29 protein-coding genes are annotated in these 25,006 nt (G+C 57.9%); 15 read left to right on the top strand and 14 right to left on the bottom strand.

The window, feature by feature from the left end; translation table 11 throughout:
* The first annotated feature begins 12 nt into the window (after positions 1-12).
* From RVY89_RS01930 to nudI, 6 genes are all read left to right on the top strand, one after another.
* Positions 13-1,416 carry a TolC family outer membrane protein gene (locus RVY89_RS01930; RefSeq protein ID WP_484826751.1) on the top strand — a complete coding sequence of 468 codons (1,404 nt, stop codon included), beginning with the start codon at positions 13-15 and terminating at the stop codon, positions 1,414-1,416.
* The gene (locus RVY89_RS01925) at positions 1,413-3,611 is read left to right on the top strand and encodes a type I secretion system permease/ATPase (RefSeq protein WP_484826750.1); all 2,199 of its coding nucleotides are present in this window, start codon (positions 1,413-1,415) and stop codon (positions 3,609-3,611) included. Before RVY89_RS01930 ends, RVY89_RS01925 begins: the two co-directional genes overlap by 4 nt.
* Before the next feature lie 10 nt (positions 3,612-3,621).
* Positions 3,622-4,791, top strand: a complete 1,170-nt coding sequence (locus RVY89_RS01920) for a beta-barrel domain-containing protein (RefSeq protein ID WP_484827889.1) — start codon at positions 3,622-3,624, stop codon at positions 4,789-4,791.
* Between the two features lie 327 nt (positions 4,792-5,118).
* Positions 5,119-5,556, top strand: coding sequence for a hypothetical protein (locus RVY89_RS01915; RefSeq protein ID WP_484826749.1), 438 nt, complete (start codon positions 5,119-5,121; stop codon positions 5,554-5,556).
* Positions 5,557-5,644: 88 nt separating this feature from the next.
* Entirely contained in the window at positions 5,645-5,914 is a 270-nt protein-coding gene (locus RVY89_RS01910; RefSeq protein ID WP_484826748.1) for a HigA family addiction module antitoxin, read from the top strand.
* A 57-nt stretch (positions 5,915-5,971) separates the two neighbouring features.
* On the top strand, positions 5,972-6,397 hold the full coding sequence (gene nudI / locus RVY89_RS01905; RefSeq protein WP_484826747.1) for a nucleoside triphosphatase NudI: 426 nt from the start codon (positions 5,972-5,974) through the stop codon (positions 6,395-6,397).
* On the opposite strand, the gene RVY89_RS01900 is transcribed toward nudI, so the two are convergent.
* Positions 6,369-7,100 carry an AraC family transcriptional regulator gene (locus RVY89_RS01900; protein ID WP_484826746.1) on the bottom strand — a complete coding sequence of 244 codons (732 nt, stop codon included), beginning with the start codon at positions 7,098-7,100 and terminating at the stop codon, positions 6,369-6,371. The genes nudI and RVY89_RS01900 overlap by 29 nt on opposite strands.
* Before the next feature lie 97 nt (positions 7,101-7,197).
* Between RVY89_RS01900 and RVY89_RS01895 the strand changes: the two genes are divergently transcribed.
* Positions 7,198-7,617, top strand: a complete 420-nt coding sequence (locus RVY89_RS01895) for a nuclear transport factor 2 family protein (protein ID WP_484826745.1) — start codon at positions 7,198-7,200, stop codon at positions 7,615-7,617.
* Positions 7,618-7,619: 2 nt separating this feature from the next.
* Here RVY89_RS01895 and RVY89_RS01890 read toward each other — a convergent pair whose 3' ends face one another.
* Positions 7,620-8,138, bottom strand: a complete 519-nt coding sequence (locus RVY89_RS01890; RefSeq protein ID WP_484826744.1) for a DUF6622 family protein — start codon at positions 8,136-8,138, stop codon at positions 7,620-7,622.
* Between the two features lie 85 nt (positions 8,139-8,223).
* Positions 8,224-9,405: an aminotransferase-like domain-containing protein gene (locus RVY89_RS01885; RefSeq protein WP_484826743.1), complete on the bottom strand. Its 1,182-nt coding sequence runs from the start codon at positions 9,403-9,405 to the stop codon at positions 8,224-8,226.
* 139 nt (positions 9,406-9,544) lie between these two features.
* Here RVY89_RS01885 and RVY89_RS01880 point away from each other — a divergent pair, with 139 nt between their 5' ends.
* The gene (locus RVY89_RS01880) at positions 9,545-9,901 is read left to right on the top strand and encodes a hypothetical protein (RefSeq protein WP_484826742.1); all 357 of its coding nucleotides are present in this window, start codon (positions 9,545-9,547) and stop codon (positions 9,899-9,901) included.
* On the opposite strand, the gene RVY89_RS01875 is transcribed toward RVY89_RS01880, so the two are convergent.
* Complete coding sequence (locus tag RVY89_RS01875) at positions 9,894-10,787, bottom strand: LysR substrate-binding domain-containing protein (protein ID WP_484826741.1); 894 nt, start codon at positions 10,785-10,787, stop codon at positions 9,894-9,896. The genes RVY89_RS01880 and RVY89_RS01875 overlap by 8 nt on opposite strands.
* A 97-nt stretch (positions 10,788-10,884) precedes the next feature.
* Here RVY89_RS01875 and RVY89_RS01870 point away from each other — a divergent pair, with 97 nt between their 5' ends.
* Positions 10,885-11,487, top strand: coding sequence for a short chain dehydrogenase (locus RVY89_RS01870; RefSeq protein WP_484826740.1), 603 nt, complete (start codon positions 10,885-10,887; stop codon positions 11,485-11,487).
* Here the strand turns inward: RVY89_RS01870 and RVY89_RS01865 are convergent.
* The 7 genes from RVY89_RS01865 to RVY89_RS01835 all read right to left on the bottom strand — a co-directional run bounded on the left by RVY89_RS01865 (position 11,481) and on the right by RVY89_RS01835 (position 19,909).
* Entirely contained in the window at positions 11,481-12,215 is a 735-nt protein-coding gene (locus tag RVY89_RS01865; protein WP_484826739.1) for a class I SAM-dependent methyltransferase, read from the bottom strand. The genes RVY89_RS01870 and RVY89_RS01865 overlap by 7 nt on opposite strands.
* A 124-nt stretch (positions 12,216-12,339) precedes the next feature.
* Positions 12,340-13,719 carry an amidohydrolase family protein gene (locus RVY89_RS01860; protein ID WP_484826738.1) on the bottom strand — a complete coding sequence of 460 codons (1,380 nt, stop codon included), beginning with the start codon at positions 13,717-13,719 and terminating at the stop codon, positions 12,340-12,342.
* Between the two features lies 1 nt (position 13,720).
* Positions 13,721-14,677, bottom strand: a complete 957-nt coding sequence (locus tag RVY89_RS01855) for a carbamate kinase family protein (RefSeq protein ID WP_484826737.1) — start codon at positions 14,675-14,677, stop codon at positions 13,721-13,723.
* A complete protein-coding gene (locus RVY89_RS01850) occupies positions 14,674-16,227 on the bottom strand; it encodes a hypothetical protein (protein ID WP_048226635.1) in 1,554 nt (517 codons plus the stop codon). Before RVY89_RS01850 ends, RVY89_RS01855 begins: the two co-directional genes overlap by 4 nt.
* An 11-nt stretch (positions 16,228-16,238) precedes the next feature.
* Positions 16,239-17,654 carry a YlbE family protein gene (locus RVY89_RS01845; protein ID WP_484826736.1) on the bottom strand — a complete coding sequence of 472 codons (1,416 nt, stop codon included), beginning with the start codon at positions 17,652-17,654 and terminating at the stop codon, positions 16,239-16,241.
* Positions 17,651-19,195: an acyl-CoA synthetase FdrA gene (gene fdrA / locus RVY89_RS01840; protein ID WP_484826735.1), complete on the bottom strand. Its 1,545-nt coding sequence runs from the start codon at positions 19,193-19,195 to the stop codon at positions 17,651-17,653. The genes RVY89_RS01845 and fdrA overlap by 4 nt, the downstream gene beginning before the upstream one ends.
* A 108-nt stretch (positions 19,196-19,303) precedes the next feature.
* Positions 19,304-19,909 carry an ankyrin repeat domain-containing protein gene (locus RVY89_RS01835; RefSeq protein ID WP_484826734.1) on the bottom strand — a complete coding sequence of 202 codons (606 nt, stop codon included), beginning with the start codon at positions 19,907-19,909 and terminating at the stop codon, positions 19,304-19,306.
* Positions 19,910-20,229: 320 nt separating this feature from the next.
* On the opposite strand from RVY89_RS01835, the gene RVY89_RS01830 reads away from it, so the two are divergent.
* Positions 20,230-21,159 (top strand): LysR substrate-binding domain-containing protein, encoded by a 930-nt coding sequence (locus RVY89_RS01830; RefSeq protein WP_045909292.1) that lies wholly within the window; start codon positions 20,230-20,232, stop codon positions 21,157-21,159.
* Here RVY89_RS01830 and RVY89_RS01825 read toward each other — a convergent pair.
* Positions 21,156-21,314: a YqaE/Pmp3 family membrane protein gene (locus RVY89_RS01825; RefSeq protein WP_045286357.1), complete on the bottom strand. Its 159-nt coding sequence runs from the start codon at positions 21,312-21,314 to the stop codon at positions 21,156-21,158. The genes RVY89_RS01830 and RVY89_RS01825 overlap by 4 nt on opposite strands.
* A 181-nt stretch (positions 21,315-21,495) precedes the next feature.
* Between RVY89_RS01825 and RVY89_RS01820 the strand changes: the two genes are divergently transcribed.
* The 3 genes from RVY89_RS01820 (at position 21,496) to RVY89_RS01810 (ending at position 22,585) form a co-directional block, all read left to right on the top strand.
* Positions 21,496-21,795, top strand: a complete 300-nt coding sequence (locus tag RVY89_RS01820) for an ArsR/SmtB family transcription factor (RefSeq protein WP_484826733.1) — start codon at positions 21,496-21,498, stop codon at positions 21,793-21,795.
* A gap of 9 nt (positions 21,796-21,804) precedes the next feature.
* Complete coding sequence (locus RVY89_RS01815; protein ID WP_484826732.1) at positions 21,805-22,326, top strand: rhodanese family protein; 522 nt, start codon at positions 21,805-21,807, stop codon at positions 22,324-22,326.
* A 79-nt stretch (positions 22,327-22,405) separates the two neighbouring features.
* Positions 22,406-22,585, top strand: coding sequence for a YodC family protein (locus RVY89_RS01810; RefSeq protein WP_023308920.1), 180 nt, complete (start codon positions 22,406-22,408; stop codon positions 22,583-22,585).
* Positions 22,586-22,623: 38 nt separating this feature from the next.
* On the opposite strand, the gene stpA is transcribed toward RVY89_RS01810, so the two are convergent.
* Positions 22,624-23,028 carry a DNA-binding protein StpA gene (gene stpA / locus RVY89_RS01805; protein WP_484826731.1) on the bottom strand — a complete coding sequence of 135 codons (405 nt, stop codon included), beginning with the start codon at positions 23,026-23,028 and terminating at the stop codon, positions 22,624-22,626.
* Positions 23,029-23,522: 494 nt separating this feature from the next.
* Between stpA and alaE the strand changes: the two genes are divergently transcribed.
* Positions 23,523-23,972, top strand: a complete 450-nt coding sequence (gene alaE, locus RVY89_RS01800) for an L-alanine exporter AlaE (protein ID WP_008502567.1) — start codon at positions 23,523-23,525, stop codon at positions 23,970-23,972.
* Positions 23,973-24,004: 32 nt separating this feature from the next.
* Here alaE and RVY89_RS01795 read toward each other — a convergent pair whose 3' ends face one another.
* Positions 24,005-24,349, bottom strand: a complete 345-nt coding sequence (locus tag RVY89_RS01795; protein WP_023308923.1) for a DUF2002 family protein — start codon at positions 24,347-24,349, stop codon at positions 24,005-24,007.
* A gap of 160 nt (positions 24,350-24,509) precedes the next feature.
* Between RVY89_RS01795 and RVY89_RS01790 the strand changes: the two genes are divergently transcribed.
* Complete coding sequence (locus RVY89_RS01790; RefSeq protein WP_484826730.1) at positions 24,510-24,836, top strand: ElaB/YgaM/YqjD family protein; 327 nt, start codon at positions 24,510-24,512, stop codon at positions 24,834-24,836.
* The last annotated feature ends 170 nt before the right edge of the window (positions 24,837-25,006 follow it).

Genomic DNA, 25,006 nt, shown 5'->3' with positions numbered 1-25,006 from the left:
TAGGGACATGACATGGGAATGAAGATGCCTTACTGGTGGCTCTCGTGCTGCCTGATATCTGTGTCCGCTTTCTGCGCAAATCCGGCGGCAACCATCAATACCGGACAGCTTCGCGAAACGCAGGAACTCCCCTCACTCAACGGTCGCGTGGCCCCGGTGGCCGGCAACGCCGCTCCCGGCTCATTACAGCTTGGCGAGGCCGTTAACCGCGCCGTTACCTGGCATCCGGCCATCAGCGAAGCCGTGGGCAAACTCTACCAGCAGAGCGAAGAGGTGGACGTCGCGAAATCAAAATACTATCCGCAGATTAATGCCGGCGTGGACAACGGTTATTCCCATGACGGCGACCAGAACGGCTTTACGCCATCGCTGGTGCTTTCTCTCTCACAGATGCTCTACGACTTTGGCAAAGTGGACAGCCAGGTGAGGGCCGAGAGCGCGGGCGTTGCCCAGCAGCAGGCCAACGTGCTGGTGAGTATCGACACCATCGCCCACGATACCGCTATCGCCATGGTGCAGGTGCAAACCTGGCAGCAGATGGTCGACACCGCCAAAGAGCAGCTTGAGGCCCTCTCCTCCATCGGCACGCTGACCCGCCAGCGTAACGACGAAGGCGCCACGTCGCTCTCTGACGTGGTGCAGACCGATGCCCGTATCGAAGGCGCACGCGCCCAGCTAATGCAGTATCAGGCCAGCCTGGACAGCGCCCGCGCGACGCTGATGAGCTTTCTCGGCTGGAACAGCCTGAACGCGATCGGCAACGACTTTCCGCAAAAGCTGGCCCGCAGCTGCGATGTCGCCGAACCGGATGACCGCCTGGTCCCTGCGGTACTTGCCGCCTGGGCACAGGCTAACGTCGCCCAGGCTAACCTCGACTACGCCGACGCGCAGATGACGCCAACCGTCTCGCTGGAGCCGGAGGTGCGCCACTACATGAACGATCGCTATGCGGGCAGCGACACGCGGGATCGGACCCAGTATTCCGCCTGGGTGAAAGTGCAGATGCCGCTCTATCAGGGCGGCGGCCTCACCGCCCGGCGTAACGCCGCCGGACACGCGGTGGAAGCGGCGCAGTCCACCATTCAGCGCACGCGCCTGGATGTCCGCCAGAAACTGCAGGAAGCCCGCAGCCAGGTGATGAGCCTGCAAAGCACGCTGCAAATTCAGGGCCGCCAGGAGGCGCTCAGCGCCCGCACCCGCGAACTGTACCAGCAGCAGTATCTTGACCTCGGCTCGCGCCCGCTGCTCGACGTGCTCAACGCCGAACAGGAGGTTTATCAGGCGCGCTTCACCCAGCAGCAGACCCTCGGTCAACTGCACCAGCTGCAGCTCAACTGCCTGTATAACACCGGGCAGCTGCGACATGCGTTCGATCTTGATAACCGCACCATCCAGACCGTGGAGATCCAGCCATGAAGCAGCGTGATATCCCGCAGGGTGAAAACATGACGGATGAGGCGCTGGCGCAGTGGGCGCAGGCCTTTGGCTTTATCGCCACCCGCTACCGCGTCGCCTGCTCGCCCGGCGCGCTGATCGCAGGCGCACCGTGGCTGAAAGGCAAACCGATGGTACCCGCCCTCACCCAGCTGGCGCGCGAGGCGGGGCTGTCGTTTCAACTGCTCACCGCTGACCAGCAGTCGATCAACAGCTGGCGTCTGCCGGTGGTGGTGGCGCTGAATGACGGCCGGGTCGGCGCGATCGAACACTTCGACGGCGACGACACGCTGGAAGTCAGCTTCTTCGACGAACAGACCTACACTAACCGGCTGTCGATGACGGCCATGCTGCCCGCCATCCGCCACGTCATTGCCCTGCGGCCACTTGCCGCGCTGAAGGACAGCCGCGTGGACGCCTATATTTCAAAATACCGACCGGACTGGCTCTACAGGCTGGTGATGCGCGATCTCCGCCCCTACAGCTGGGTGATGCTGGCCGCCCTCTTTATCAACGTGCTCTCCCTCTCCGGGATTGTCTTTTCCATGCAGGTGTATGACCGGGTGATCCCCGCCCAGTCCTACCCGACGCTGTACGTCCTGACCATCGGGGTGCTGATCGCCACCCTGTTTGGCTTCGTGCTGCGCGTGGCGCGCGGGCACATTATGGATCTGCTGGGCAAGCGCTCGGATATGCGCGTCTCGGATCGCGTCTTCGGCCACGCGCTGCGGCTGCGCAACAGCGCGATCCCCCGATCCACCGGGAGCTTTATCTCACAGCTGCGCGAGCTGGAGCAGATCCGCGAGATGGTGACCTCGTCCACCATCTCGACGATTGTCGACCTGCCCTTCTTTTTACTGTTCGTGGTGGTGCTGGCGATCATCGCCCCGCAGCTGGCGTGGATCGCCCCGGTCGCGGCGGTGATCATGGTCCTGCCCGGCCTGCTGCTGCAGAAGAAGCTGGCGGAGCTGGCAAAGCAGTCGGCCCATGAATCGACCCTGCGCAACGCGGTGCTGGTGGAGAGCGTGCAGGGGCTGGAGGACATCAAGCTGATGCAGGCGGAAAACCGCTTTTTGCAGCAGTGGAACAGCTATATCCAGATCACCGCCGAATCCGGCCTGCGCACCCGCGAGCTGACGCAGAACCTCATCAGCTGGGGGATGACCATCCAGAGCCTGGTTTACGCCGCCGTGATTGTGGTCGGCGCCCCGATGGTGATCGACGGCACCCTGACCACCGGCTCGGTGGTCGCCGCGTCGATGCTGGCATCCCGCATGATCGCCCCGATGGCGACGCTGTGCGGCGTGCTGGCCCGCTGGCAGCAGGTCAAAGCCGCAAAAGAGGGGCTGGACAGCATCATGCAGCTCCCCACCGAAAACCAGCGCGAGGAGACGCCGATCCGCCGGGACGTGCTGCGCGGTCACTACCTCTTTGAACAGGCGCAGTTCCGCTACCAGCCGGACGATCCGCGCATGGCGCTGCGCATTAACCGGCTGGAGATCCGGCCGGGAGAAAAAGTGGCGATCCTCGGGCGCAACGGCGCGGGTAAATCGACCCTGCTGCAGGCGATGGCGGGCGGGATGGACCTGGCGGCGGGCGAGCTGCGGCTCGACGGCTTCAGCCTGCCGCATCTCGACGTCGCCGACGTCCGGCGCAACGTCGGCTTTATGACCCAGAACGCGCGGCTGTTTTACGGCACCCTGCGCGAGAACATCACTCTCGGCATGCCGCGCGCCACCGACGAAGAGATTTTCGAGGCGCTGGAGCTGACCGGCGCGGCGGGCTTCGTGCAGAAGCTGCCCAAGGGACTGGACTACCCGATCATGGAAAACGGCGTAGGGCTCTCCGGCGGGCAGCGCCAGTCTATTCTGCTGGCGCGAATGCTGCTGCGCGATCCGAATATCGTTCTGATGGATGAACCCACCGCCTCGCTGGACGAGCACACCGAGCGGGAATTCATCCAGCGGCTGGGCGACTGGCTCGGGCATCGCACCCTCATCGTCGCCACCCATCGCGTACCGGTGCTTGAGCTGGTGGAGCGCGTAGTGGTGTTGAAAGAGGGGATGCTGGTGATGGATGCGCCAAAAGCCCAGGCGCTGAGCAACAGCCGCATGCAGCAGCAACAGCAGCAGGCAGCAACCGGACGGGAGTGGAAAAATGAAAATCAGTCAGCGTGACGTGGCGGCAATGGACGATCTGGATAACGCCCTCGACTCCGAAAGCGGCTACACCGGCGCGCGTCGGATCGTGATCTTCTCGCTGCTGATGTTTGTGGTGCTGGGCGTCTGGGCGTGGTTTGGCGTGCTGGATGAGGTGTCAACCGGTTCGGGGAAAGTGATCCCCAGCTCGCGCGAGCAGGTCTTACAGTCTCTCGACGGCGGGATCCTCACCGAGCTGAACGTCCACGAGGGCGATCAGGTGCAGGCCGGACAGGTTCTGGCGCGGCTTGACCCAACTCGTTCCGAGTCAAACGTCGGCGAAAGCGCGGCGCGCTACCGCGCGTCTCTGGCCTCCAGCGCCCGCCTGTACGCCGAGGTGAACGATCTGCCGCTGAAGTTCCCTCCTTCGCTGGCGAAATGGCCGGATCTAATTGCCGACGAAACGCGGCTGTACAACTCGCGCCGCGCGCAGCTGGAGGATACCCAGCGGGAGCTGCGCGCCGCGTTAGATCTGGCGAATAAAGAGCTGACCATTACCCAGCGGCTGGTAAAAACCGGGGCTGCCAGCCACGTGGAGGTGCTGCGCCTGCAGCGGCAGAAAAGCGATCTGGAGCTGAAGCTCACCGACGTGCGTTCGCAGTATTACGTCCAGGCCCGCGAGGCGCTCTCCAAGGCCAACGCGGAGGTGGATATGGTTTCGGCGATCCTCAAAGGCCGCCAGGATTCCGTCACCCGTCTGACGGTAAAATCCCCGGTGCGCGGGATCGTGAAAAACATCAAGGTCACCACCATCGGCGGGGTGATCCCGCCCAACGGCGAGCTGATGGAGATTGTGCCGGTGGACGATCACCTGCTGATCGAAACCCGCCTGTCGCCGCGCGATATCGCTTTTATCCACCCGAATCAGGAGGCGCTGGTTAAAATCACCGCCTACGATTACGCCATTTACGGCGGGCTGCACGGGGTGGTGGAGACGATTTCCCCGGATACCATCCAGGACGAAGCCAAGCCGGAAGTGTTCTATTACCGGGTGTTTATCCGCACCAGCCAGGATTACCTGGTCAATAAGGCGGGCAGGCACTTCTCGATTGTGCCGGGGATGATTGCCACGGTGGACATTAAGACCGGCGAGAAAACGGTGCTGGATTATCTGATTAAGCCGTTTAACCGGGCGAAAGAGGCGCTGAGGGAGCGGTGATGAAACGCCTTACATCATTTTCTGAAGCCGCCTCGCAGGATTTAACTTCTTCTGGGTAGCCTGCTTTTTCTTAGGGTTAATCGGGCGTATGTTCCTTCCACACCAGCAAAATCTGGCGTCGGGATTGGCATCCCGGTTAAACTTAATGGCGGCGTGAGCTCTTGTTGCGCCGTGCGTCTGGCTACATTTCAATGGTGGGCTGGACGGGGGCGTCGCAAGACGCGCCGGTGTCCATTAAGGCCGGTAATGCCAACTCCGTTCAGTCCTGCCACCCGGGAAATTGGCATTTCTCTGGCAGGGTCTTAATCACTTAATGGAAACTGTCATATGACCACCAGTAACGCACTTTTCACGACCCCCTTCGGCCACAATACCGACTTCACTGAACTTGCCGACAACTGCCAACGCTATTGCGAAGCATTGGTGGAAGAGACCGATCCTGCAAGAAAAATAGCGCTCTGCGGTCGTCTTGCATCGACCCTCGCCCTGCTTCGCCCGATGCTGCTGGAGCCGCTCCCTGAGCACTTACAGGAACGTCTTACCGTCAGTGTGTTCCCCGAATGTGAACCTGCATTCAACGCTGAATCCGATCAGCTCTGTCGCTACTGTGAGGAAATTACGCAACTGTTGATGGGGGGCGCGCTCGCCCCTGAATCCGCTGGTGTGATGGGAGATTTACTCTTTGAACTGACGGGATATTTTGCTGACCAGCTAAAAGCCCCGCGCTGGCTGAGAACCGAGGCTGGCGTCGCGTTGCTGGGTTGACATGGTTTTCTCCCTCTCCCTGTGGGAGAGGGTCGGGGTGAGGGCATCAAACCGCACTCATTTTATATTTATAAACAGGACGTTAATTATGAATAACCAGGAAAAGCTACGCATCTCAACCACACCAGGCGAAGTTTTGCTGCACGATTATCTTAAGCCACTCAGTCTCGGCATCTCAGAACTGGCAGAGAGAATAAACACCGATCACACCACTGCCAGCGCGCTGGTAAACAATAAAATCAAACTCACCGTTGATTTGGCCACAAGACTGGCGAACGCATTCGATACCAGCATGGAATTCTGGCTGAATCTGCAGCAAAACGCAGAAAACCAAGGAGCGAGAATCGAACACCTCTAACATAATCATCCTCCCTATCTGCTAAAGTAGCCCAAACTCATTTTTCAGGAAGAAATCATGCGCCAACGAACCATTGTCTGCCCCATCATCCAGAACGACGGTGCCTACCTGCTATGTAAAATGGCCGACGATCGCGGCGTTTTCCCCGGCCAGTGGGCTCTCTCCGGCGGTGGAATGGAGCCGGGCGAAACCATGGAACAGGCGTTGCGCCGTGAGATCCGCGAAGAGCTGGGCGAAGCGCTGGAGATCGCCTCGGTCACGCCATGGGCTTTTCGCGACGACATCAGGGTGAAAACCTACGCCGATGGCACCACTGAGGAGATTTACATGATCTATCTGATCTTCGACTGCATCAGCACCAACCGGGCAGTCACGTTTAATGAAGAGTTTCAGGAGATCGCCTGGGTTTATCCGGAATCGTTAAAAGAGCTGGATCTCAACGAAGCCACGCGCATTACCTTCGCCCAAAAGGGCCTTCTTTAATTGCCCACTGCCCCGGCGTTTTACCGGTCCATGCTCTGAAAACCTCAATAAATGCGCTGACGCTGCTGTAGCCGCAGGACAGCGCAATCCACCCTACCGGCTTCCCCGCCGCCAGCCACTCCATTGCTCGCATGACGCGTGCCAGCTGCCGCCAGTTAACAAAGTTCATCCCGGTCTGGGCACTAAACCGACGGTTGAACGTACGCACGCTCATCCCAGCATGAATAGCATGGCTCTCGACCGTCTGGTTATCATCGACAAACTGCAGTAAATGGCTGACCACGTTCTTCAGACGCGGATCCGTCGGCACGGGAAGAGAAAAGTGAGCCTGGGGCGTCAGGGCAAGCTCATCCAGCAGCAAAGTCAGCTTTCGCGGATCGTACTCACTCTCTGCACCACATAAACGGCTAAACAGTGCATGAGTGAGATCGTCGGGCTCGAACAGCGCGGGCGTATCGGGAAGCCCTGCACAGCTGGCGGGTTCAAGATAGATAGCACAGCCCTCTATCTCACTTTCAGAAAAAGCGGCGTGCTGCTGTTCCGGAGGGATCCAGCCGATGTGTTTTGCCGGTACGACCGAGCGCGCCTGCAGCGTCTCAATGACCAGCAGCCCTGTTGCAATGCGCCACAGCTGGCCGGTGCGATGACTGTGCCAGGGCGTTCGGTACCCGCTGGGATGAAGGAGCGTTTCAAAACTGACCATATCATTTTGACCGAAAATCGTTATTCATTGACGCATTACGGAAAAAACGTCTTCGGCTGTCAAGGATAATGGTGATTCAACCATATAAGGAGCCCGCATGAGCATTATCACGTCCCTGATAGCCGACACCGACAACGCCGCGCAGCGCGAAAAGATGGCGTGCCTGTTAACCCGCTTATTCAACGGTGATATCGATCCGGCAGAGATATTTACGCCCGATTACCAGCAGTTTACGGACGGTCACGCGCTTGACTACCGGGGTTTTGTCCAGCATCTGAGCCACGTAAGCTCACAGATCCGCGCGATCGCCTTTACCGTGGCAGAGATAGCCTGTCATAGAGAACTTCTGGCTGACCGGCATATCGTGACGGTCACGTATCCCGATGGTCGTCAGGCAGAGATCGAGGTTTATCTGTTTGCCGCGCTGCGTGAAGGGAAAATCTGGCGGATCCATGAAGTCACGCGAGCCCTCAGCGGCGATGCTGCAGACCGCACGCTGGCACACGCGACAGAATAACGTCACTCCGCCGGGCGCGGTGCGGCGCTGTTATACACGCCAATATAACGCGCAAATTTCCCAATAAACACACCGGCAAACACGCCGCCGGAGACGATCGCCAGCGCGCTCATGGCAGGCTGCTGCATCGTCTGAGGAGAGACCGCGCTCATCACGCCCAGCACATACTTCACGCCGAACGCCAGCATCATAAACGGCAGCGCGGTATAGTCTGCCTGGCGGAAAAGGGTGCGCGGCGCCTCTGTGCGGGTGATAACCGCCTGCTTAATCAGGAAATACCCCAGCGCAGCTCCGGCGAGGATCCCCGCCGTCCACAATGCCACGGTCCCGGGAGTCAGCGTGCGGTAGACCACCAGATCGTAGATATCCCAGATAAGAAAGATCGCCGGAATAATGGCAAGCCTCTCCAGCGTGACGGTGGCAGGCCTGCGGGCCTTAATGCCGCGAGAGATGAGAAAGATAAACAGCACCCACACCCACACGGGGGTGTGGGTAACGACACCGAGCAGAAATTCAAACATGGAACTCACCATGAACGATCGCGGCCCCTGCCGCCCTGAACGCGTATTGCGCATAACGGCAGGAAAGCCATTATGCGCAGCTCTTTTAGAGCGATTTTTTCAGGCGTTGAACCGCCTCTTTCAGATCTTCATCCGTTGGCGTGACAAACGACATGCGCAGCGTCGTTGGGTCTGGCTCATTGCAGTAGAAAAACTCGCCAGGCACAAATACTACGCCGTTGCTTAACGTTTTTTCAAGCCAGCGGGTGGTGTTCATGCCGTTGTTCATTTTCGCCCACAGGAACATGCCGCCCTTCGGCTTGTGGAACGACATCACATCGCCCAGCTCCGCCTCCAGCTCGGTTGCGAACGTCTGGTATTTCTGGCGATAGGCTTCGCGGATCGTTTTAATCTGATCGGCCAGACGACCGGTTTTCAGGTATTCATACGTCATCAGCTGCGACAGCGTGCTGGTGTGCAGATCGGTGGTTTGCTTAAGGTTCACTACCGCGCGCTTCAGCCATTCCGGTACCAGCACCCAGCCTACGCGAGTACCCGGCGCGAGAATTTTAGAGAAGGTTGAGGTATACACCACGTTCTCTTCATTGCCGATATCTTTGGCGTGAGCAATCAACGGGCGGAACACTTCGTCGGTGTAATTAATTTCGCTGTACGGATCGTCTTCAATAATCACGAAGTCATAGCGCTTCGATAATTCCACCAGCTGTTTACGACGCGCTTCAGAAAGGGTTACCCCGCCAGGGTTGCCAAACGTCGGAACAATATAGACCGCTTTGATGGTTTTCTTCGCCGCCAGCGCTTCAAGCTCATCCACCTTCATGCCGTCGCCGTCGGTGCCAACGGATTCAAAATTCGCCTGCGCCAGACCGAAGACCTGCAGCGCGGCAAGATAGGTTGGACGCTCAACCACAACGGTGTCACCCGGGTTGATTAACGCACGCGCCAGCACGTCAAGCGATTGCTGTGAACCAGAGGTCACGACCACATCATCGGCCTTACAGGCGATACCGCGCCCCTCGCAGATGCGTTTAATTTCCTCGCGCAACCCCGGGACGCCTTCCGTCAGGCCGTATTGAAACGCCTCGCCAAAATGCTGATATAATACGGCATCAGCGGCAATTTTCAGCCCTTCGCGATCGAACAGGTCAGGGTTTGGAATACCGCCCCCAAGCGAGATCACGCCCGCCATTTTGCTGTGTTTTAATAATTCGCGGATGGCAGATGATTGCAGGCCCTGCGCGCTGCTGGCGAGTTTACTCACGGACATTCTCTTGTTACCTTCTTTTTTTATGATATGACCACTCTTACTAGCACAAGTCCCCGGATTTTTCATGCGCTTCGTAGGATCCTCGCTACACTGCTCGGTATGGGCTTATCTGCCAGCACATTCTCATAAGGCATTATTAATGAAAATCATCGTAACGTTATCCTGTTTCCTGCTGAGCGGCTGTGTTGTCGGTAACATGGACTCTACCGACTATAAATATGTTCGCTATGCTCAAACCTTCCAGAAGCCGGGGACGGGAGGCTACACCGATAATGAGCAGCGCAAGAAAGATCTTTACTTCTGCGGCGTAGACAAAGACGCCAATCTTGATGACGGCAGCTATAACGGGGGCAACAGCAGACCTGACCAAACACTTCAGGAAATCGTTGCCAGAAACGATAAAATATCGAATTGCATGAAGCAGAAGGGCTATACGGTCTACGGCTATGACGAGTGTGGCCCCCTCAAAGCGCCAACCGGACGTTGCCCTAATTAACGCTGATATGCCCATTCTGCATGATGTGCGCAATAAACTGAGTGAGTTTAGGCAGCGGCCGCAAATCCTGCCGCCACAATAAATGCACCGGCCTCGGCGCGGGCGTGAACGGCTCCAGCACCCGCACCAGCCTGCCGCTTGCCAGCTCTTCCGCCACCAGCACTTCCGGTTGCAGCAACAGCCCCGCCCCGGCCCGCGCCGCCATGCGTAAGCCGTAGCCGTCGTTACATCTTAAGATTGCATCCCGCTTCCAGCGCACCTCCCCTTCCACGCCCGGCAGCCGCCACTCGTTGCGTGCCGTCCACACCGTGTGCGAAAGACAGAGATGATCCAACAGATCGTCTGGCGTTTGCGGCGTGCCGTGTCGCGCTAAATAGTCCGGCGCGGCGCAGATCACCATGTTGTAGGGGCATAGGTATTTCGCCACCAGATCGTCATTGCGAACGTCACCAATGCGAATGGCCAGATCGACGCCCTCCTCCACCAGATCGACCATCCGGTTGGTGAGATCCAGCTCGATGCGTACCTCCGGGTAGCGCTGTAAAAAGGTTGCCGTCAGCGGGGCTATCACGCAGCCGCCAAACGACGTGGGCGCCGTGACGCGCAACGTTCCGGCGGGTGCAGCACGCAGCCGTTCAACCGAGCTTTCGGCAATCATGACCTGCTCCAGCACCCGCTTCGCCTCGTCGAAATAGACGCGTCCGGCATCCGTCAGGCTCTGGCGGCGCGTGTTGCGCTCCAGCAGCCGAGTGCCGAGCTGGGACTCCAACAGGGCAATATACTTCCCCACCATCACCGCCGACATCTCCAGCCGCGTCGCCGCACCGGTGAAGCTGCCGCTTTCCACCACGGCAATAAACGTCTCCATGCTGCGGAGCTTATCCATATTCCAAACCTCTGGTTAGTAATCTTCTAACTTTAGCCCAGTTTATCTGCATTTTTATTTATTAAAGAATGAAGGCTCACAACATAAGGAGTCGGCTATGAAAATCGTCATTATTGGTGCCAGCGGTACGGTCGGTCGTGCGGTAACGGAAGAGCTGAGTCGTCGCCACGAGGTCATCCGCGTCGGCCGCACGCAGGGTGACGCGCAGGTGGATATCACCTCACAGGCGAGCGTTCAGGCGCTGTTTGAGAAAATCGGCCCGGTAGATGCGATTGTGTCCGCCAGCGGTGGCCTCTACTTCGGCCCGCTCGCGACCATGAAAGACAGCGACTTTAACCAGGGTCTGCAGGATAAGCTGCTGGGGCAGGTGCGCCTGGCGCTGACCGGCCAGCATTATCTTAACGAAGGCGGCTCGATTACGCTGATAAGCGGAATTGTGGCGCACGAGCCGATTGCGCAGGGCGTGAATGCCACCACGGTGAATGCGGCGCTGGAAGGGTTTGTTCGCGCCGCAGCCTGCGAACTGCCGCGCGGGATCCGCATCAACCTGATTAGCCCGACGGTCCTCACCGAATCCGTCGAGACGTACGACGGCTTCTTCCCGGGTTTTGAAAGCGTTCCCGCCGCGACCGTGGCGCAGGCCTACCGCCGCAGCGTGGAAGGCGTGCAGAGCGGGCGGGTGTATAAGGTGGGTTACTGAGCCTTACGGGCGGCGATCAGCACCAGCATCGGGCGCTCCGCCTCTTCGGCCAGCGCGGGCCAGGCGTCAATCTGCGCCTGCGTTGGCCCCCACTCGTTGACTTCGCTTATCGTTAATCCGGCCCTGATGAGCGCGTTAAGCGTGGTGCCCAGCGTGCGGTGGTATTTGATCACCCCGTTCGCCAGCCAGTTGCTGACGCGCTGGCCTTCGTCCTGATAATGGTTCACGCCCCAGAACCGCTCGCCGTTATCGTCGGTAAGCCAGCCCTGACGCGAGGCGCAGGTGTATATAGGGTGCTCCATCGAAAAGACCAGGCTGCCGCCGGGCTTGAGCGCGCGCTGAACCCTGGCGAAAAGCGTGTCCAGCTCCGGAAGGTAGTGCAGCGCCAGCGAGCTGTAGACCAGATCGAGGCTGTTCTCGTTGAGCTTGAGTGACTCCAGATCGCTACGCTGATAGTGAATCCGTGGGTCCGCGGTAAGCTCCGCTGCGCGGGCAAGCATCTTTTCTGAGATATCGACCCCCGTGACGTGAGCAGCGCCCAGCTCGCGCGCGGCGCGGCAGAACCAGCCGTAGCCGCAGCCGAGATCGATAACCGATTTACCGTTTAAATCCGGCAGCATGGCCTTAAGCGCGGGCCACTCCGGCGCGCCGTCCAGCCCCTGCACCGAGCGCGGAAGCTGGGCGTAGCCTTCAAAAAATGCCGGGTTGTCGTAGATGTTTTGTGCCATGGCAGATCCCTCTTTAAGAATGTGCATAGCAGTATACTGCATTGTCGGGTGGCGGCTTCGCCTTACCCGACCTACAAAACCGTGAACCGTAGGCCGGGTAAGCGCAGCGCCACCCGGCGCCATATTAGTCCACCGAGCCCCAAACCAGATTTCCCTTATGGAACGTTGCGGTACGAGGTGAAATGCGCGCCACGGCCTCGGCGGAGCAGGTGGCGTCCACCAGCACAAAGCTTGCATCGTCCTGCGCCTTCGGCCACACGCGCTCGCCTTTCTCATTCAGCGGCAGCACGTCTCCGGTGGCTATACCGAGCGCGCGGGAGAGCGTCTGCTCGTTCGGACGGATGTAGAGCTGGGCATAAAGATTGGCTTTTTCCAGCATGTCCCCCAGACCGTACGGCGACCAGTGGTCGATCACGCTGTCGGTGCCGGTCATCACAAATACGCCCTTGTCCCGCAGCTGCTTCAGCGGCATATGCAGGGTGCCAATCGGCACGGTGGAGGCGATGGTCACCTGCTGCGCCGCCATGCGGGTAGCGATCTCATCCACCTGCTGCTCGTTGAGCGTCGCCAGCGCGAAGGCGTGGCTGATGGTCAGCTTGCCCTTCAGTTCCGGCGTTTTCTCCACGGTTTCGACCATATAGTTCACCGCCGCCACGCCCGCCGGGCTGGTTTCGTGCAGGTGAATATCCACCCCTTTGTCGTAGTCCAGCGCAATCTGGAACATCAGATCGAGAGATTTCTCCATCGCGCCGTCGACGTTGGTCGGGTCCAGCCCGCCCACGTAGTGCGCCCCGGCCTGCATCGCCTCGCGCATCAGCTTTTCGGAATTCGACAGCAGCAGCCCGTGCTGCGGGAAAGCGACGATTTCACAGTCAAAACCCGCTTTGCGGCGCGCCAGCACCGCCTGCAAATTTTCCAGGTTTTTCAGGCCGGAAACCGGCTCAATGTTGCAGTGGCTGCGGGCGATGGTAGAGCCTTTCGACTGGATCAGGTCGATGAGCTTTTCCGCACGCTCCTGGGTGTAGGGCTGTAGCTCCGGCAGCAGCTTCTGCTCCAGGCGGATCATGTCCTGAATCGTGGTACCCGCAGGGCGGTTGAGCGATCGCCACGGGCCGCCGTAGAAGGTTTTATCCAGGTGGATGTGCATGTCGCGCATCGCCGGAAGCATCAGCTTGTTGCCCGCATCGTAGCGCGGCAGGGTGGCGTCGGCGTGGCGCTTGTTGTCGCGCAGGGCGACGATCTTCCCGTCCTTAATCTCCAGCGTTTTCAGCTCGGTGCGTGTGCCTGTCGCCACGCCGCCGTCGAAATTAAACCCGGCTTCGAGCAGCACGTTATCCAGATAGTAATGTTTCGCTTTGATATTCATCGGTTTACCGGTCTCGCAGAGTGGCTTCGCGGAGTCAGCAGCATACGCGACGGATCCGGTGGCGCCAAACAGCGCGCAGGCGGTGACCATTTTGCCGCTCTGGCTGATAAATTCGCGGCGGCTTTTGTTTTCACTCATCTTATCTTCCTTCATTAACGATATGTGTGCCGGTTTCTCCGCGCAGCGCGGCGGGCAGGCAGTCCGGCGAGGTGATGATCACCCGCCTGCCGCCGTGGTGTAAAAATTCCAGCGAGGCGACGATTTTGGGCAGCATGCTGCCCGCCGGGAAATGCCCTTCTTCCCTGTAGCGCATCATCTCCGCTACGTTGACGGTGTCCAGCGCCTGCTGGTTTGGCTTGCCGAAGTTGACGCACACTTTTTCCACGCCGGTGGTAATCACCAGCACGTCGGCGCGGATCTCGCGCGCCAGCAGCGCGGTGGAGAGATCTTTATCTATCACCGCATCGACGCTCTGGTAATCGCCCTGTTCGCTGCGCACCACGGGAATACCGCCGCCGCCCGCGCCAATCACTACAAAGCCTTTTTGCGTCAATGCCTTGATCGCATCAGCCTCGACAATGCGCAGCGGCTGCGGAGAGGCCACCACGCGACGATATCCCCGGCCCGAATCCTCAACAAAGTGCCAGTCCGGGTGTGCGCGCTGCAGTTCGTCGCGCTGCGCCTCGCTGAAGAACGCGCCGATCGGTTTCGTTGGGTGCGTAAAGCCGGGATCGTTTTTATCCACTTCCACCTGCGTGACGACCGTAACCGCTTTTTGCTCCCCGCGCGCGGCCAGGCGGTTGTTAAGCGCCTGCTGGATCAGGTAGCCAATCCCGCCCTGGGTGTCCGCCACGCAGTTTGCCAGCGGCGTCAGGGGAAGCCCCTCCCGCTCGTGGGCGATTTCAGCGCGGCGCAGATCCAGCCCCACCTGAGGACCATTGCCGTGGGTAAGCACGATGTCATAGTCGGAGGCCAGCATTTCGAGCACGGACTCTGCCACCGCTTTTACCGCCTGCGTCTGATGTTCAACCGACTGGCTGGCGTTGTCTTTGATAATGCTGTTGCCGCCAATGGCGACGACCATAAGCTCTTTCATACGTGCTCCTTCGCAACAGTACCCGGCTCAGCGCTCGCCGCTTCGCGGCTATCCAGCACATGCTTCACCACAAACATGCCGCCCATCATCAGATATGCGGTGACGAACATCAGCGAACTGCCTTCGGCAAAGCCCACGACCGGAGCGTGGATCACCCCAAACAGCGCCAGCAGCGCCCCGCCCGCCGCAGCCACGGCTCCGCGCAGCGGTTTGTTGATGATGGCGAAAATGGCGATACAGCCCCACAGCATGCTGGCGAGCGGCGCGCCGTTCCCCAGATGGACTAATCCTTCGTAGTAGATCCCCTTGCTGTGCAGCACGTCAGTACCGATTTTGGCGGCATTCGTGCCCGCCGCACCCATCACGCTGTTCATCATGGTCAGCGCCCAGTTGGCGATCCACGGGAACAGACAGATGAAGATCACCGGCACCTCCACTTTCGGCGTTTCCCTTACCACCTGATTGGCGGTGACGACGCCGATAAACACCAAAATCGGCACGATGGCGGTCATCGGAATGATGGCGAGCATAAACGCCCCCAGCCCGAACAGCGGCACGATGAACATTGTTACGCCGGAGGCCAGCGTGTAGCCGATGCTCGCGCCCATCGCTTTCCAGCCGGGATGGCCGACGTAGACCGTCACCGGGAACGGGTTCCCCATCAGGCAGCCGAGCATGGAGGCCAGACCATTCGCCAGCATGACTTTACGCGTCGGATATTCATCTCCCGCCGCGTGGGCGCTTTCGATGTTCTCCAGGTCAAAGATGTAGTTCGCCAGCCCCAGCGGCACGGCAGAGGCAAGATACGGCAGCGCGTGCGGCAGCCCCTGCAGGAAACCTTCCACGTGCACCTGCGGCGGGTTAAAGCCGAAGGATGACATCGACGCTTTGATCGCCTCCGGGCTTTGCAGGCCGGAGATCCACGCCAGTGCTGTACCGGCTATCAGCAACAGCAGGCCGGTCGGGATGCGGGCGAAAATCGGCTTTTTGCCGAACCAGTTGATGAAAATCAGCAGCAGGACGATAAACGACACGGTCGGCGCTTCGAACGCCTGCAGCATCGGGTTCATCGCCAGCAGCAGCAGACCCAAACCGGAGAGACACGACAGCAGCACGGTACGCGGGATCATCTTGCGGATGGTTTCGCCTAAGAACGAACCGCCCGCGAGGATCATCGCCTCCACGAAGCACCACACCAGGCCAATCTGGATCGCGAACTCCGCATCGCCCGTTTGCTGATAAACCGGCATCAGCACCAGGAAGGTCACGGTAAAAATCGACGGCGCGCTGGGGCCGGACGGCAGCGCGGTGACGTCCGTTCGTCCGGTGGCGCGCGCCATCTGCATGCCGAACCAGGCGTAGCAAATACTCGCGGTCAGCACCGCCAGCCCGAAGGCTGGCGCAATGCGTCCATAAACAATCTCCTTCGGGATGCCGACGACAAAAATGAGCAACCCCATCATGGTCAGCAAATTGGTCAGGTTGTTGGTCATCAACCCGAAATACGCCGCCCAGTCACCTCTTTTCCACTCCAGTTTCATGTTTTTCATGGATGCATGCCTTATAAAAAGTAGCGATCGCGGAAGGTCAACAGCGCCTTTTCAAAACAGCTAAACGGCGGGTGAACGATGCCCGCCCCAATCATGCCGATGCCCGCATCTTTATGGGCAATGGCGGTGTTAATCACAGGCAGAATGCCGCTGCCCGCGACTCTGGTGATGTCGATGGCGGTCGGAATGCCCATAAACGAGAGCAGCGGAATGGTGACGTTCGGGTTTTCGCCGAGGGTGATTTCGCGCATCTGACGGGAGAAGTCGATGGCTTCCTCCACCGTCCCGCCCACCAGGGCGACGATCGCAGGGGCCGTCGCCATCGCAAAGCCACCTATGCCGTAGGTTTCGGTGATTGCGCTGTCGCCGATATCCAGCCCGGAATCCTCCGGCTTATAGCCCGCGAACATCGGGCCAATCACCTGCTGCGCCGGGCCGGTGAACCACTGCCCCGGCAGGCCGGAAACGCGCAGGCCGAACTCGTAGCCGTTGCGCGCCATAGTGGTGACGACGGTGCTGTACTCAATGCCGTGGGCGGCGTCCAGCGCGGCCTTACACATCGCCATCCACGTCGGGCCGGAGAAGTAGTCGCTGCTGGCGACAAATTCGAATACCTCGCGCTGCTGCTCCACCGGATAGCCCGCCTGGATCAGCCCCGGCGTCAGCGCCTGGATCAGCAGCGTGGTGCCCGCGTTGTTGCGGTTGTGGCACTCGTCACCCATGTGCAGCGCCTGGGCCAGCATCAGGCGCAGGTCGATTTCGCCGATAATGTTCATCGCATCGCGCAGCATCGGGCCGAGCACGTCGCGCATCCAGTTCAGGCGGTCGATGACGCTCTGGTCGTTGGCCCCCATGCGCAGGATCTTCGCCATCTGCTCGCTGAGGTTGGTGAACGCGCGGTTGCCGTAGGTTTTGTTTTCAACGATGTGCATAAACATCGACGCGGAGGTGACGCCCGCCATCGAGCCCACGCAGTCATGCTCGTGGCACGGCGAGAACGTAATATCTCCGGAGGCGGCGAGCCGTGCCGCGTCGTCCAGATCTTTCGCCAGCCCTTCAAACACCAGCGCCCCGGTGACCGCGCCCTTCATCGCGCCGCACATGTTTTCCCAGGAGACAGGCGGACCGGCGTGCAGAATGGTGGTGCGGGTCATCCCCGGCACGACGTTAATCGCCTGGTCATAGCCCACCAGCACCGGGTGGGACTGGATAATGCGCTCAAGCGCGATTTGGTTGGCGGCGGCGATCTTCTCCGCCAGCGGTTTTTCCGCCAGCCGATCCAGCGCTTCCACCACCTGCATATTGCCCTGCCCCGGCGGCGTCCAGTCGAGCTGGGTCACGGGAACGTGCTGCTTTTTAAGATCGTCGCTGAACATCGCAATGCCGACGTTAATGACGTTCAGCGGCTGGTTGAATAAGGTCGTCATTGTGCTTTCTCCCCTTTGCAGACAAATTCGCGTGCCAGTAATCCGGTATTGGTGCTGCTGCTTGCCCAGATGACGCCTGCGTCGGTCAGCATCTGGCACTGCTGCGCCAGCGACTGCGGATCCCGATCGGTGCCGAGCACGTAGCCGAGGATCTCAAGCGGACGGTTATCGGCCTTCGCGACGGCCTGCGCCTCTTTAATGGCGTCGATCATCACGCCGACCGGATCCTCATGCGCGCCGAAGCCCAGCACAAAGTCCATCACGATGACGCCCACTTCAGGATCGCGGGCCTCCTGCAGCAGGCGGCTGATGCGGTTGGTCGGGTCGATCATCGGGTGCGGCTTGCCGTTGGTGAAATCGTCATCGCCAAAGTCGAGGAAGGTGTGGGCTTTACTGACGTTGATGTCGCTCAGGCGCTTAGACAGATCCGGCTGGATGTTGCTGTAGACGTCGTCGAACTTCTCCAGCGCGGCAAACATCGCCTCGTCGCACAGGGTGCCGCCGCAGAACAGGCCGCGAATGTACTTCTGCTGCGGGGTCAGGCGGGCGCGCACCTCTTCAATCAATGGCCAGTTGAGCGGATGCAGATCCAGGAACTCTTTTTTGATGCCGGTGAGCAGAACGGCCTTCAGGGCAGCCTCTTTGGTGCCGCGCGCAAACTGCAGGCCGCCTTCATCGGCGGCCGGTTCGCTGCGGCCGAGGAAGCAAACAACCACCGGCTTGCGGCAGGCTCTGGCGCGGGCCAGCACCTTTTCTGCCACCGCTGGCGCCGGCGGCTTGGAGATCAGCGCGATAACCTGGGTACCCTCGTCGGCTTCCAACATGTCGATGGCGTCGAGCATCATCAGGCCGCCGATTTTCTCGCTGAGATCGCGCCCACCGGTGCCGATCAGCTGGGACACGCCGCCGCCGAATTCGTGAATGCGCACGCTCAGCTCCTGGCTGCCGGTGCCGGATGCGCCGACGATGCCAATCGAGCCGCGGCGCACCGCGTTAGCAAAGCACAGTCCCGTGCCGTTGATGATGGCGGTGCCGCAGTCCGGCCCCATCATCAGCAGCCCTTTCTGATGCGCCAGCTGCTTCAGCGCCAGCTCGTCGTCCAGCGACACGTTATCGGAAAACAGCATCACGTTGAGATCGTTTTCCAGCGCCTGGCGCGCTTCGCGGGCGGCGAAGGTGCCGTTGACGGAGATCGCCGCAAGGTTGCTGTCCGGGCGATGTTTTTTGGCGCTGGCAATCGTCGCGTAGCGCGCTTCATGGGAGCCCGCGCTCTCTTTACGCGTGAACAGCGCTTCAATAGCGGCCAGCGTTTCATCATTCGCCGCGTCGCCTTTAATGACGATCATCAGGTCGCCGTTTTTCGCCTCATTTAATTCCGGCGTTAACAGCCCGAGGTTTTTTAATACGCCTTTATTCATTTCCGTTGCCATGGCGACAAAGGCCTGTTCGACGCCCGGCAATTTATTGGCTTTTGTGGAAACGGACATTAATGACACGGAGTCAAAATACGTGTTCTTTTTAATCACGATTTTCGTTGGCATTATTTTCTCCAGAATGCGGATAAAAGGGGGCCGCCAACGTGCAAAATGCACGTCGGTAAAAATGCTTTATTTAATTAACGGTCAGCCGGAACGGGCTGACCGATCGTTTTACGCGCCCGCCGCCAGAAGCAGGTCAGCAATCTCAGTGAAGCCTTTCTCCCGCGCCAGTTCGAGCGGGGTTTTGCCGTATTTATCGGTCATATGCGGGTTCGCGCCGTGATCCAGCAGCAGCTTTACGATCGCCTGCTGCTTTGCGCCGCCGTCGTTTAACACGATGGCTTCCAGCAGCGGCGTCCAGCCGACAAAGTTGGTGTGGTTGACGTTTATATCGGTTTTTTCCAGCAGCTCGCGGACAATCTCCACGTGCCCTTTTTCACTGGCTGGCGTAATGCCCACGCCGCCAAAACGCGTCAGGCGGTCAAGATCCGGGCTCGCGGGTAATACCAGCCGCAGGAGAGTTAAATCATTCGTCAGGCAGCTAATCAGGAAGGGGTTAAAGCAGGTCTGATCCTGTTTATCAATATCCGCCCCGGCGGCAATTAATAACTCCACGCAGGCATAATGTTTTTTCAGGCTGGCAATCGTAACGGCGGTTCTTTTCTGGCGGTTAGTGGCGTTAATATCCACGCCTTTCTCCAGACAGGCTTTTAGCGCATCGCTATTTCCCTCTTCTGCCGCCAGCAAAAATTCCGTAACCAGGTCAGTTGCAGACATATTCAGACTCCCGATGTTTTTATTTCTGTTGACCTGAGAATAGCAACAGCCTGGTCATAAAAGAATCCGCTTAAAAATGATTCATCGACAGTCAATTCATTGTTGAGTTAAATTCAATAGTTCGGTCAAAACGTGCGTCTGTGCAACCTTTTTCTTATGTTTAACCGCTTTTTAGCGCATCAAAACGCATTATGCTTATGCCTGATAAAGCCTTATACACCAGGACTTTCCGCAAAGATTCAGAACTGTGATCGGCTTCAAATGCGTTGTAACAGCGTTGTTAAAATATGTTCAAAACTGATGTCTGACGGAGCCGTGATATGAATTCCATCTTTACCGAAGAGAACCTGCTGGCCTTCACCACCGCCGCACGCTTCGGCAGCTTCAGCAAAGCCGCCGCCGAACTGGGCGTTACCACCTCCGCCATCAGCTACACCATTAAGCGCATGGAGACCGGGCTGGACGTGGTACTGTTTGTGCGTAACACGCGCAGCATTGAGCTGACCGAGTCCGGCTTTTACTTTTACCGCAAAGCCACCGACCTGCTTAATGACTTTCACGCCATCAAGCGCGGGATTGATACCATCTCGCAGGGCATCGAGGCGCGGGTGCGCATCTGTATCAACCAGCTGTTATATACGCCGCGCCATACCGCGCGGCTGCTGCAGGTGCTGAAAAAGCAGTTTCCCACCTGCCAGATCACCGTCACCACCGAGGTATACAACGGTGTGTGGGACTCCATCATCAACAACCAGGCCAATATAGCTATTGGCGCGCCGGACACGCTGCTCGACGGCGGCGGAATTGACTACACCGAGATCGGCGCTATTCGCTGGGTGTTTGCCATCGCGCCGGCGCACCCGCTGGCGTTCGTTCCGGAACCGATAGCGGAAAGCCAGCTGCGCCTGTATCCCAACATCATGGTAGAAGATACCGCGCACACCATTAACAAAAAGGTCGGCTGGCTGCTGCACGGGCAGGAGGCGATTCTGGTCCCGGACTTTAATACCAAATGCCAGTGTCAGATTCTGGGCGAAGGGATAGGTTTTTTACCGGAGTATATGGCGCGGGAAGCGGTGGAAGACGGGCTGCTGGTGACGCGGCGTATCAATAACCCGCGTCAGGACTCGCGCATGCTGCTCGCCACCCAGCATGCCGCGACCGGCCAGGTCACGCGCTGGATCAAACAGCAGTTTGGCCCCCAGGGCGTGCTGACCGGGATCTACAGCGACTTACTCTGGCGTGCTTAGCTTTTGCTCTGTACCCAAAACGCGTGAATGAGGCCGGGGAAGTAGCCCAGCAGCGTCAGAAGAATGTTGATAATAAACGCCCAGCCAAACCCTTTACCCAACAGCACGCCCAGAGGCGGCAACAGGATGGTAAAAACAATACGCCAAAAACCCATATCAAAACTCCGTGCAAGCTAATCCATTGAAAATAATAAAGAGAACTATCTCTAAGCATAGCCAGTTTACCTGTCTGCGCCAGTTCTCTCCCCTGCGTTTACCCTCTTTTACGCTTTTGAGGCTGGCGTAATGCGCACAATTACTTTAGCATTATCTTAATTAAGCAAATTCTAAATTACCATGACCGAACTCGAACAGCTTCAGGCCAGCGCAGAGCAGGCCGCAAACCTTTTAAAAGCGATGAGCAACCCGCGTCGGCTACTGATCCTCTGCACCCTGTGCGGAGCGCCCGGCACCAGCGCGGGGGAACTGGCGCGAGCCACGGGGCTAAGCCCTTCCGCAACGTCGCAGCATCTGGCGCGCATGCGTGAGGAAGGTCTGATCGACAGCACCCGCGACGCGCAGCGCATTCTCTATTTCATTAAAAACGATGCGGTGCATCAGCTCATCAGCACCCTGAAAAAGCTTTATTGCCCGTAAGGAGCCGCCATGTCACTTCCCCTTCTTTCGCCGCGTGAGGCCAGTGCCCGCATCGCTGAGGGCGCAAAACTAATTGATATTCGTGATGCCGATGAGTACGCCCACGAGCATATTGCCGACGCTCGGTCCGTGCCGCTGGATACCTTACCCGGCGGACTTAAAACGCAGGCAGGCGAAACGGTGATTTTTCACTGCCAGTCCGGTGCCCGTACCTCAGGCAATGCCGATCGCCTGGCGCAGGCTGCCCTTCCCGCTCAGGCATTTGTCGTCGAGGGAGGCATTCAGGGCTGGAAGCAGGCGGGCCTGCAGACCGTCGAAGACAAATCCCAGCCGCTGCCGCTGATGCGTCAGGTGCAAATTGCCGCCGGGCTGTTGATACTCTGTGGCGTAGTGCTGGGCTATAGCGTCTCCAGCGGCTTTTTCCTGCTCAGCGGTTTTGTTGGAGCCGGGCTGCTGTTTGCCGGTGTGACTGGCTTTTGCGGCATGGCCAGGCTGCTTAAGGTGATGCCATGGAACCGGCGTACCTCATAAGCAGTAATCAGTGAAATACGCTGTACCCCGCGTCATGCGTGGGCTAATGTGAAGATCGCTAAAACGATGAGGAGGTAATATGTTTTCTGTCGGTGATTATGTGCAACCGCGTAAAGGCGGCCCGAAACTGAAAGTGCTCGAAGTGAACGGTGACAGCATTGTGGCGGTCCAGGCCAGCAATGAGCAAGGTGAGAAATATACGCTGAAAGCCGCCGATGTGGCGCCGTATACCGAAGAAGGTGATTTCGGCGTCTGCTGAACTGATAACCGGGCGGCATGTTCCGCCCGGTCCATGCATTAGATCAGAAAATCATCCAGTGATTTACCGTTTGCCAGCGCGCTGGCAATAGGCTTAGGCGTGCGGCCCTGACCAGTCCACGTTTTCTCTTCACCGTTCTGGTCAATAAAGCGATATTTTGCTTCACGCGGCTTACGCTTTTTCGCTGGCTTACCCGCCTGCGCCAGTTCAGAACCCAGCAGGTCGGTCGGTGAAATACCATCGGCTTTCATCAGCTCTAGCAGGGCATTAATTTTTTCCTGCTGCTCAGCACGCTGCTGCTCTAATTCCGTCAGCTCGCTGCGTTTCTCTTCAGTAACGACCCTGACCTTTTCCAGCATTTCCTCAAGAACGTCCAGGGATAATTCACGCGCCATGGCGCGCAGGGTTCGGATATTATTAAGATTCTGTAGCGTCAAAGACATATTATTTGAAAACCTTTTCTTTGGGGTAAATAGATAAATCGTCGACAGAATAATTCATTTGAGTTGAAATATCTACCCAAGGATCCGGATGGGCATCAGTGTAAATATATTAAGATCTCATTTCGAATAATAACGCACGGGGCTGTCTGGAAACAGGGGAATCGAATCACCGCATTAATATAAATGGTCAACTTTACTTCAAATCGCAGCATACTGTGCCGCTACCAGGAGAGGATTCGCCACCCTCGTCACCCACAAAATCAAGACATTGATTTAAATAGAAAAAAAAGCAAACAAGACAGATTATAACGATCGGGACAAAAAACGAACAATTTTAGAGAATTTTGTGGACAAAAGGCGATTAAATAAAAATTAATCACTAGTTGTTAGTTCAAACTCAGAGATATACGCTATACACGTCAACCAAACCAACCTAAAGCACTAAACACTGAAGGAAAATCGTTTCTTTTGTGTTCTTCTCAAGGAGTTCAGACATGTTCTCGCCGCAATCTCGCCTGCGCCACGCGGTGGCGGATACTTTCGCGATGGTTGTTTACTGTTCCGTCGTGAACATGCTGATCGAGATATTCCTCTCCGGAATGTCCTTCGAGCAGTCACTTTCTTCTCGTCTGGTGGCGATCCCGGTCAATATTATTATTGCATGGCCTTACGGGTTATACCGCGATGCGGTAATGCGTTTCGCGCGTCGAATCAGTCCTGCAGGCTGGGTGAAAAACCTGGCAGACGTTCTGGCGTATGTGACGTTCCAGTCGCCGGTTTACGTGGCCATTCTCCTGACAGTCGGTGCAGACTGGCACCAGATTGCAGCGGCCGTCAGTTCGAATATTGTGATTTCAATGCTGATGGGTGCGGTATACGGCTATTTTCTCGACTACTGCCGCCGCCTGTTTAAGGTCAGCCAGTACAGCCAGGCTAAAGCGTGAAGTGAAACGACTGGCGAAAGCCAGTCGCGAATTTACTGTACGTCGCCAAACAGCCCCTTCAAAAACCGCTCCAGCGCCATACGCGAGCTGAAACCATGCGGAATACCATAATGCTCATGCCGTTCACCGCCTAAATAGAGCGGAAATTGCTGATAATGATCGCAGGTTTTAATATCCGAGGCAGGCTCAGCAAATGACAGACTTCTGTCTTTCAGCGTCGGGTGAATAATGAGAGCGGTACGTCCCATTCTTGCTTCACGATTAACGTAAACATAATTCTCGCCACGGCGATATCCATACGCTTTTGGCGTCACCTCATCCATGGTGAATCCCTCTTTTTCAAGAACGCGTGCCACCTCGTCAGGTCGTAAATACATATCTTTTCCTCGTTATCTTTTCCTGCCCGGCAACCTTACAGTATTCAGCAATAGCAGGGCTTTCAGAATAGTCCATAAACTGCCGGATAACTCGTGATGCGCTTCCGATATTAAATTTCTGAACTAAACTGAACGGGAACACAAAATTACGGAGGATCGTATGTTTAACAGACCGAACCGAAACGATATTAACGACGACGCTCAGGATATTCGTAATGATGTCAGCCAATTAGCGGACACGCTGGAAGAGGTGCTGAAGTCCTGGGGAAGTGACGCGAAGGACGAAGCGGATGCAGCAAAGCGTAAGGCTCAGTCTCTGCTCCGTGAAACCCGCGCGCGTTTAAACGGCCGCACGCGTACGACACAGACTGCCTGCGATGCGGTCAACTGCGCAACGACCTTCGTGCGCGAAAAACCGCTCTGTACGCTCGGCACGGTAGCGGCGGTCGGTATCTTTGTGGGCGCTCTGCTTAGCCTGCGTAAATAACCCGCTCACGCACCGTTATCTGCCCCGGGGGTCAGTGGCTGCCGGGGCTTTTCTTTGCCTTCTCGCCTGTAATACCCGTATAGCCTGCCCAGCCCCGCTGAGCTCATCATCGGGACAACATCAATCTGAATTTCCCATATCTTGTATGGTTAAAACTTAAGACAACTACA

This window comes from Enterobacter sp. 3U4 (assembly GCF_057224565.1).
The sequence above is the reverse complement of the archived record's forward strand: the minus strand, read 5'-3'. Positions and strand labels throughout refer to the sequence as shown.

Bases quoted from the DNA above. Each gene is read 5' to 3' on its own strand.
- RVY89_RS01930 (WP_484826751.1), top strand. From the start codon at position 13: ATGGGAATGAAGATGCCTTACTGGTGGCTCTCGTGCTGCCTGATATCT.
- RVY89_RS01925 (WP_484826750.1), top strand. From the start codon at position 1,413: ATGAAGCAGCGTGATATCCCGCAGGGTGAAAACATGACGGATGAGGCG.
- RVY89_RS01920 (WP_484827889.1), top strand. From the start codon at position 3,622: ATGGACGATCTGGATAACGCCCTCGACTCCGAAAGCGGCTACACCGGC.
- RVY89_RS01915 (WP_484826749.1), top strand. From the start codon at position 5,119: ATGACCACCAGTAACGCACTTTTCACGACCCCCTTCGGCCACAATACC.
- RVY89_RS01910 (WP_484826748.1), top strand. From the start codon at position 5,645: ATGAATAACCAGGAAAAGCTACGCATCTCAACCACACCAGGCGAAGTT.
- nudI (WP_484826747.1), top strand. From the start codon at position 5,972: ATGCGCCAACGAACCATTGTCTGCCCCATCATCCAGAACGACGGTGCC.
- RVY89_RS01900 (WP_484826746.1), bottom strand. From the start codon at position 7,100: ATGGTCAGTTTTGAAACGCTCCTTCATCCCAGCGGGTACCGAACGCCC.
- RVY89_RS01895 (WP_484826745.1), top strand. From the start codon at position 7,198: ATGAGCATTATCACGTCCCTGATAGCCGACACCGACAACGCCGCGCAG.
- RVY89_RS01890 (WP_484826744.1), bottom strand. From the start codon at position 8,138: ATGTTTGAATTTCTGCTCGGTGTCGTTACCCACACCCCCGTGTGGGTG.
- RVY89_RS01885 (WP_484826743.1), bottom strand. From the start codon at position 9,405: ATGTCCGTGAGTAAACTCGCCAGCAGCGCGCAGGGCCTGCAATCATCT.
- RVY89_RS01880 (WP_484826742.1), top strand. From the start codon at position 9,545: ATGAAAATCATCGTAACGTTATCCTGTTTCCTGCTGAGCGGCTGTGTT.
- RVY89_RS01875 (WP_484826741.1), bottom strand. From the start codon at position 10,787: ATGGATAAGCTCCGCAGCATGGAGACGTTTATTGCCGTGGTGGAAAGC.
- RVY89_RS01870 (WP_484826740.1), top strand. From the start codon at position 10,885: ATGAAAATCGTCATTATTGGTGCCAGCGGTACGGTCGGTCGTGCGGTA.
- RVY89_RS01865 (WP_484826739.1), bottom strand. From the start codon at position 12,215: ATGGCACAAAACATCTACGACAACCCGGCATTTTTTGAAGGCTACGCC.
- RVY89_RS01860 (WP_484826738.1), bottom strand. From the start codon at position 13,719: ATGAGTGAAAACAAAAGCCGCCGCGAATTTATCAGCCAGAGCGGCAAA.
- RVY89_RS01855 (WP_484826737.1), bottom strand. From the start codon at position 14,677: ATGAAAGAGCTTATGGTCGTCGCCATTGGCGGCAACAGCATTATCAAA.
- RVY89_RS01850 (WP_048226635.1), bottom strand. From the start codon at position 16,227: ATGAAAAACATGAAACTGGAGTGGAAAAGAGGTGACTGGGCGGCGTAT.
- RVY89_RS01845 (WP_484826736.1), bottom strand. From the start codon at position 17,654: ATGACGACCTTATTCAACCAGCCGCTGAACGTCATTAACGTCGGCATT.
- fdrA (WP_484826735.1), bottom strand. From the start codon at position 19,195: ATGCCAACGAAAATCGTGATTAAAAAGAACACGTATTTTGACTCCGTG.
- RVY89_RS01835 (WP_484826734.1), bottom strand. From the start codon at position 19,909: ATGTCTGCAACTGACCTGGTTACGGAATTTTTGCTGGCGGCAGAAGAG.
- RVY89_RS01830 (WP_045909292.1), top strand. From the start codon at position 20,230: ATGAATTCCATCTTTACCGAAGAGAACCTGCTGGCCTTCACCACCGCC.
- RVY89_RS01825 (WP_045286357.1), bottom strand. From the start codon at position 21,314: ATGGGTTTTTGGCGTATTGTTTTTACCATCCTGTTGCCGCCTCTGGGC.
- RVY89_RS01820 (WP_484826733.1), top strand. From the start codon at position 21,496: ATGACCGAACTCGAACAGCTTCAGGCCAGCGCAGAGCAGGCCGCAAAC.
- RVY89_RS01815 (WP_484826732.1), top strand. From the start codon at position 21,805: ATGTCACTTCCCCTTCTTTCGCCGCGTGAGGCCAGTGCCCGCATCGCT.
- RVY89_RS01810 (WP_023308920.1), top strand. From the start codon at position 22,406: ATGTTTTCTGTCGGTGATTATGTGCAACCGCGTAAAGGCGGCCCGAAA.
- stpA (WP_484826731.1), bottom strand. From the start codon at position 23,028: ATGTCTTTGACGCTACAGAATCTTAATAATATCCGAACCCTGCGCGCC.
- alaE (WP_008502567.1), top strand. From the start codon at position 23,523: ATGTTCTCGCCGCAATCTCGCCTGCGCCACGCGGTGGCGGATACTTTC.
- RVY89_RS01795 (WP_023308923.1), bottom strand. From the start codon at position 24,349: ATGTATTTACGACCTGACGAGGTGGCACGCGTTCTTGAAAAAGAGGGA.
- RVY89_RS01790 (WP_484826730.1), top strand. From the start codon at position 24,510: ATGTTTAACAGACCGAACCGAAACGATATTAACGACGACGCTCAGGAT.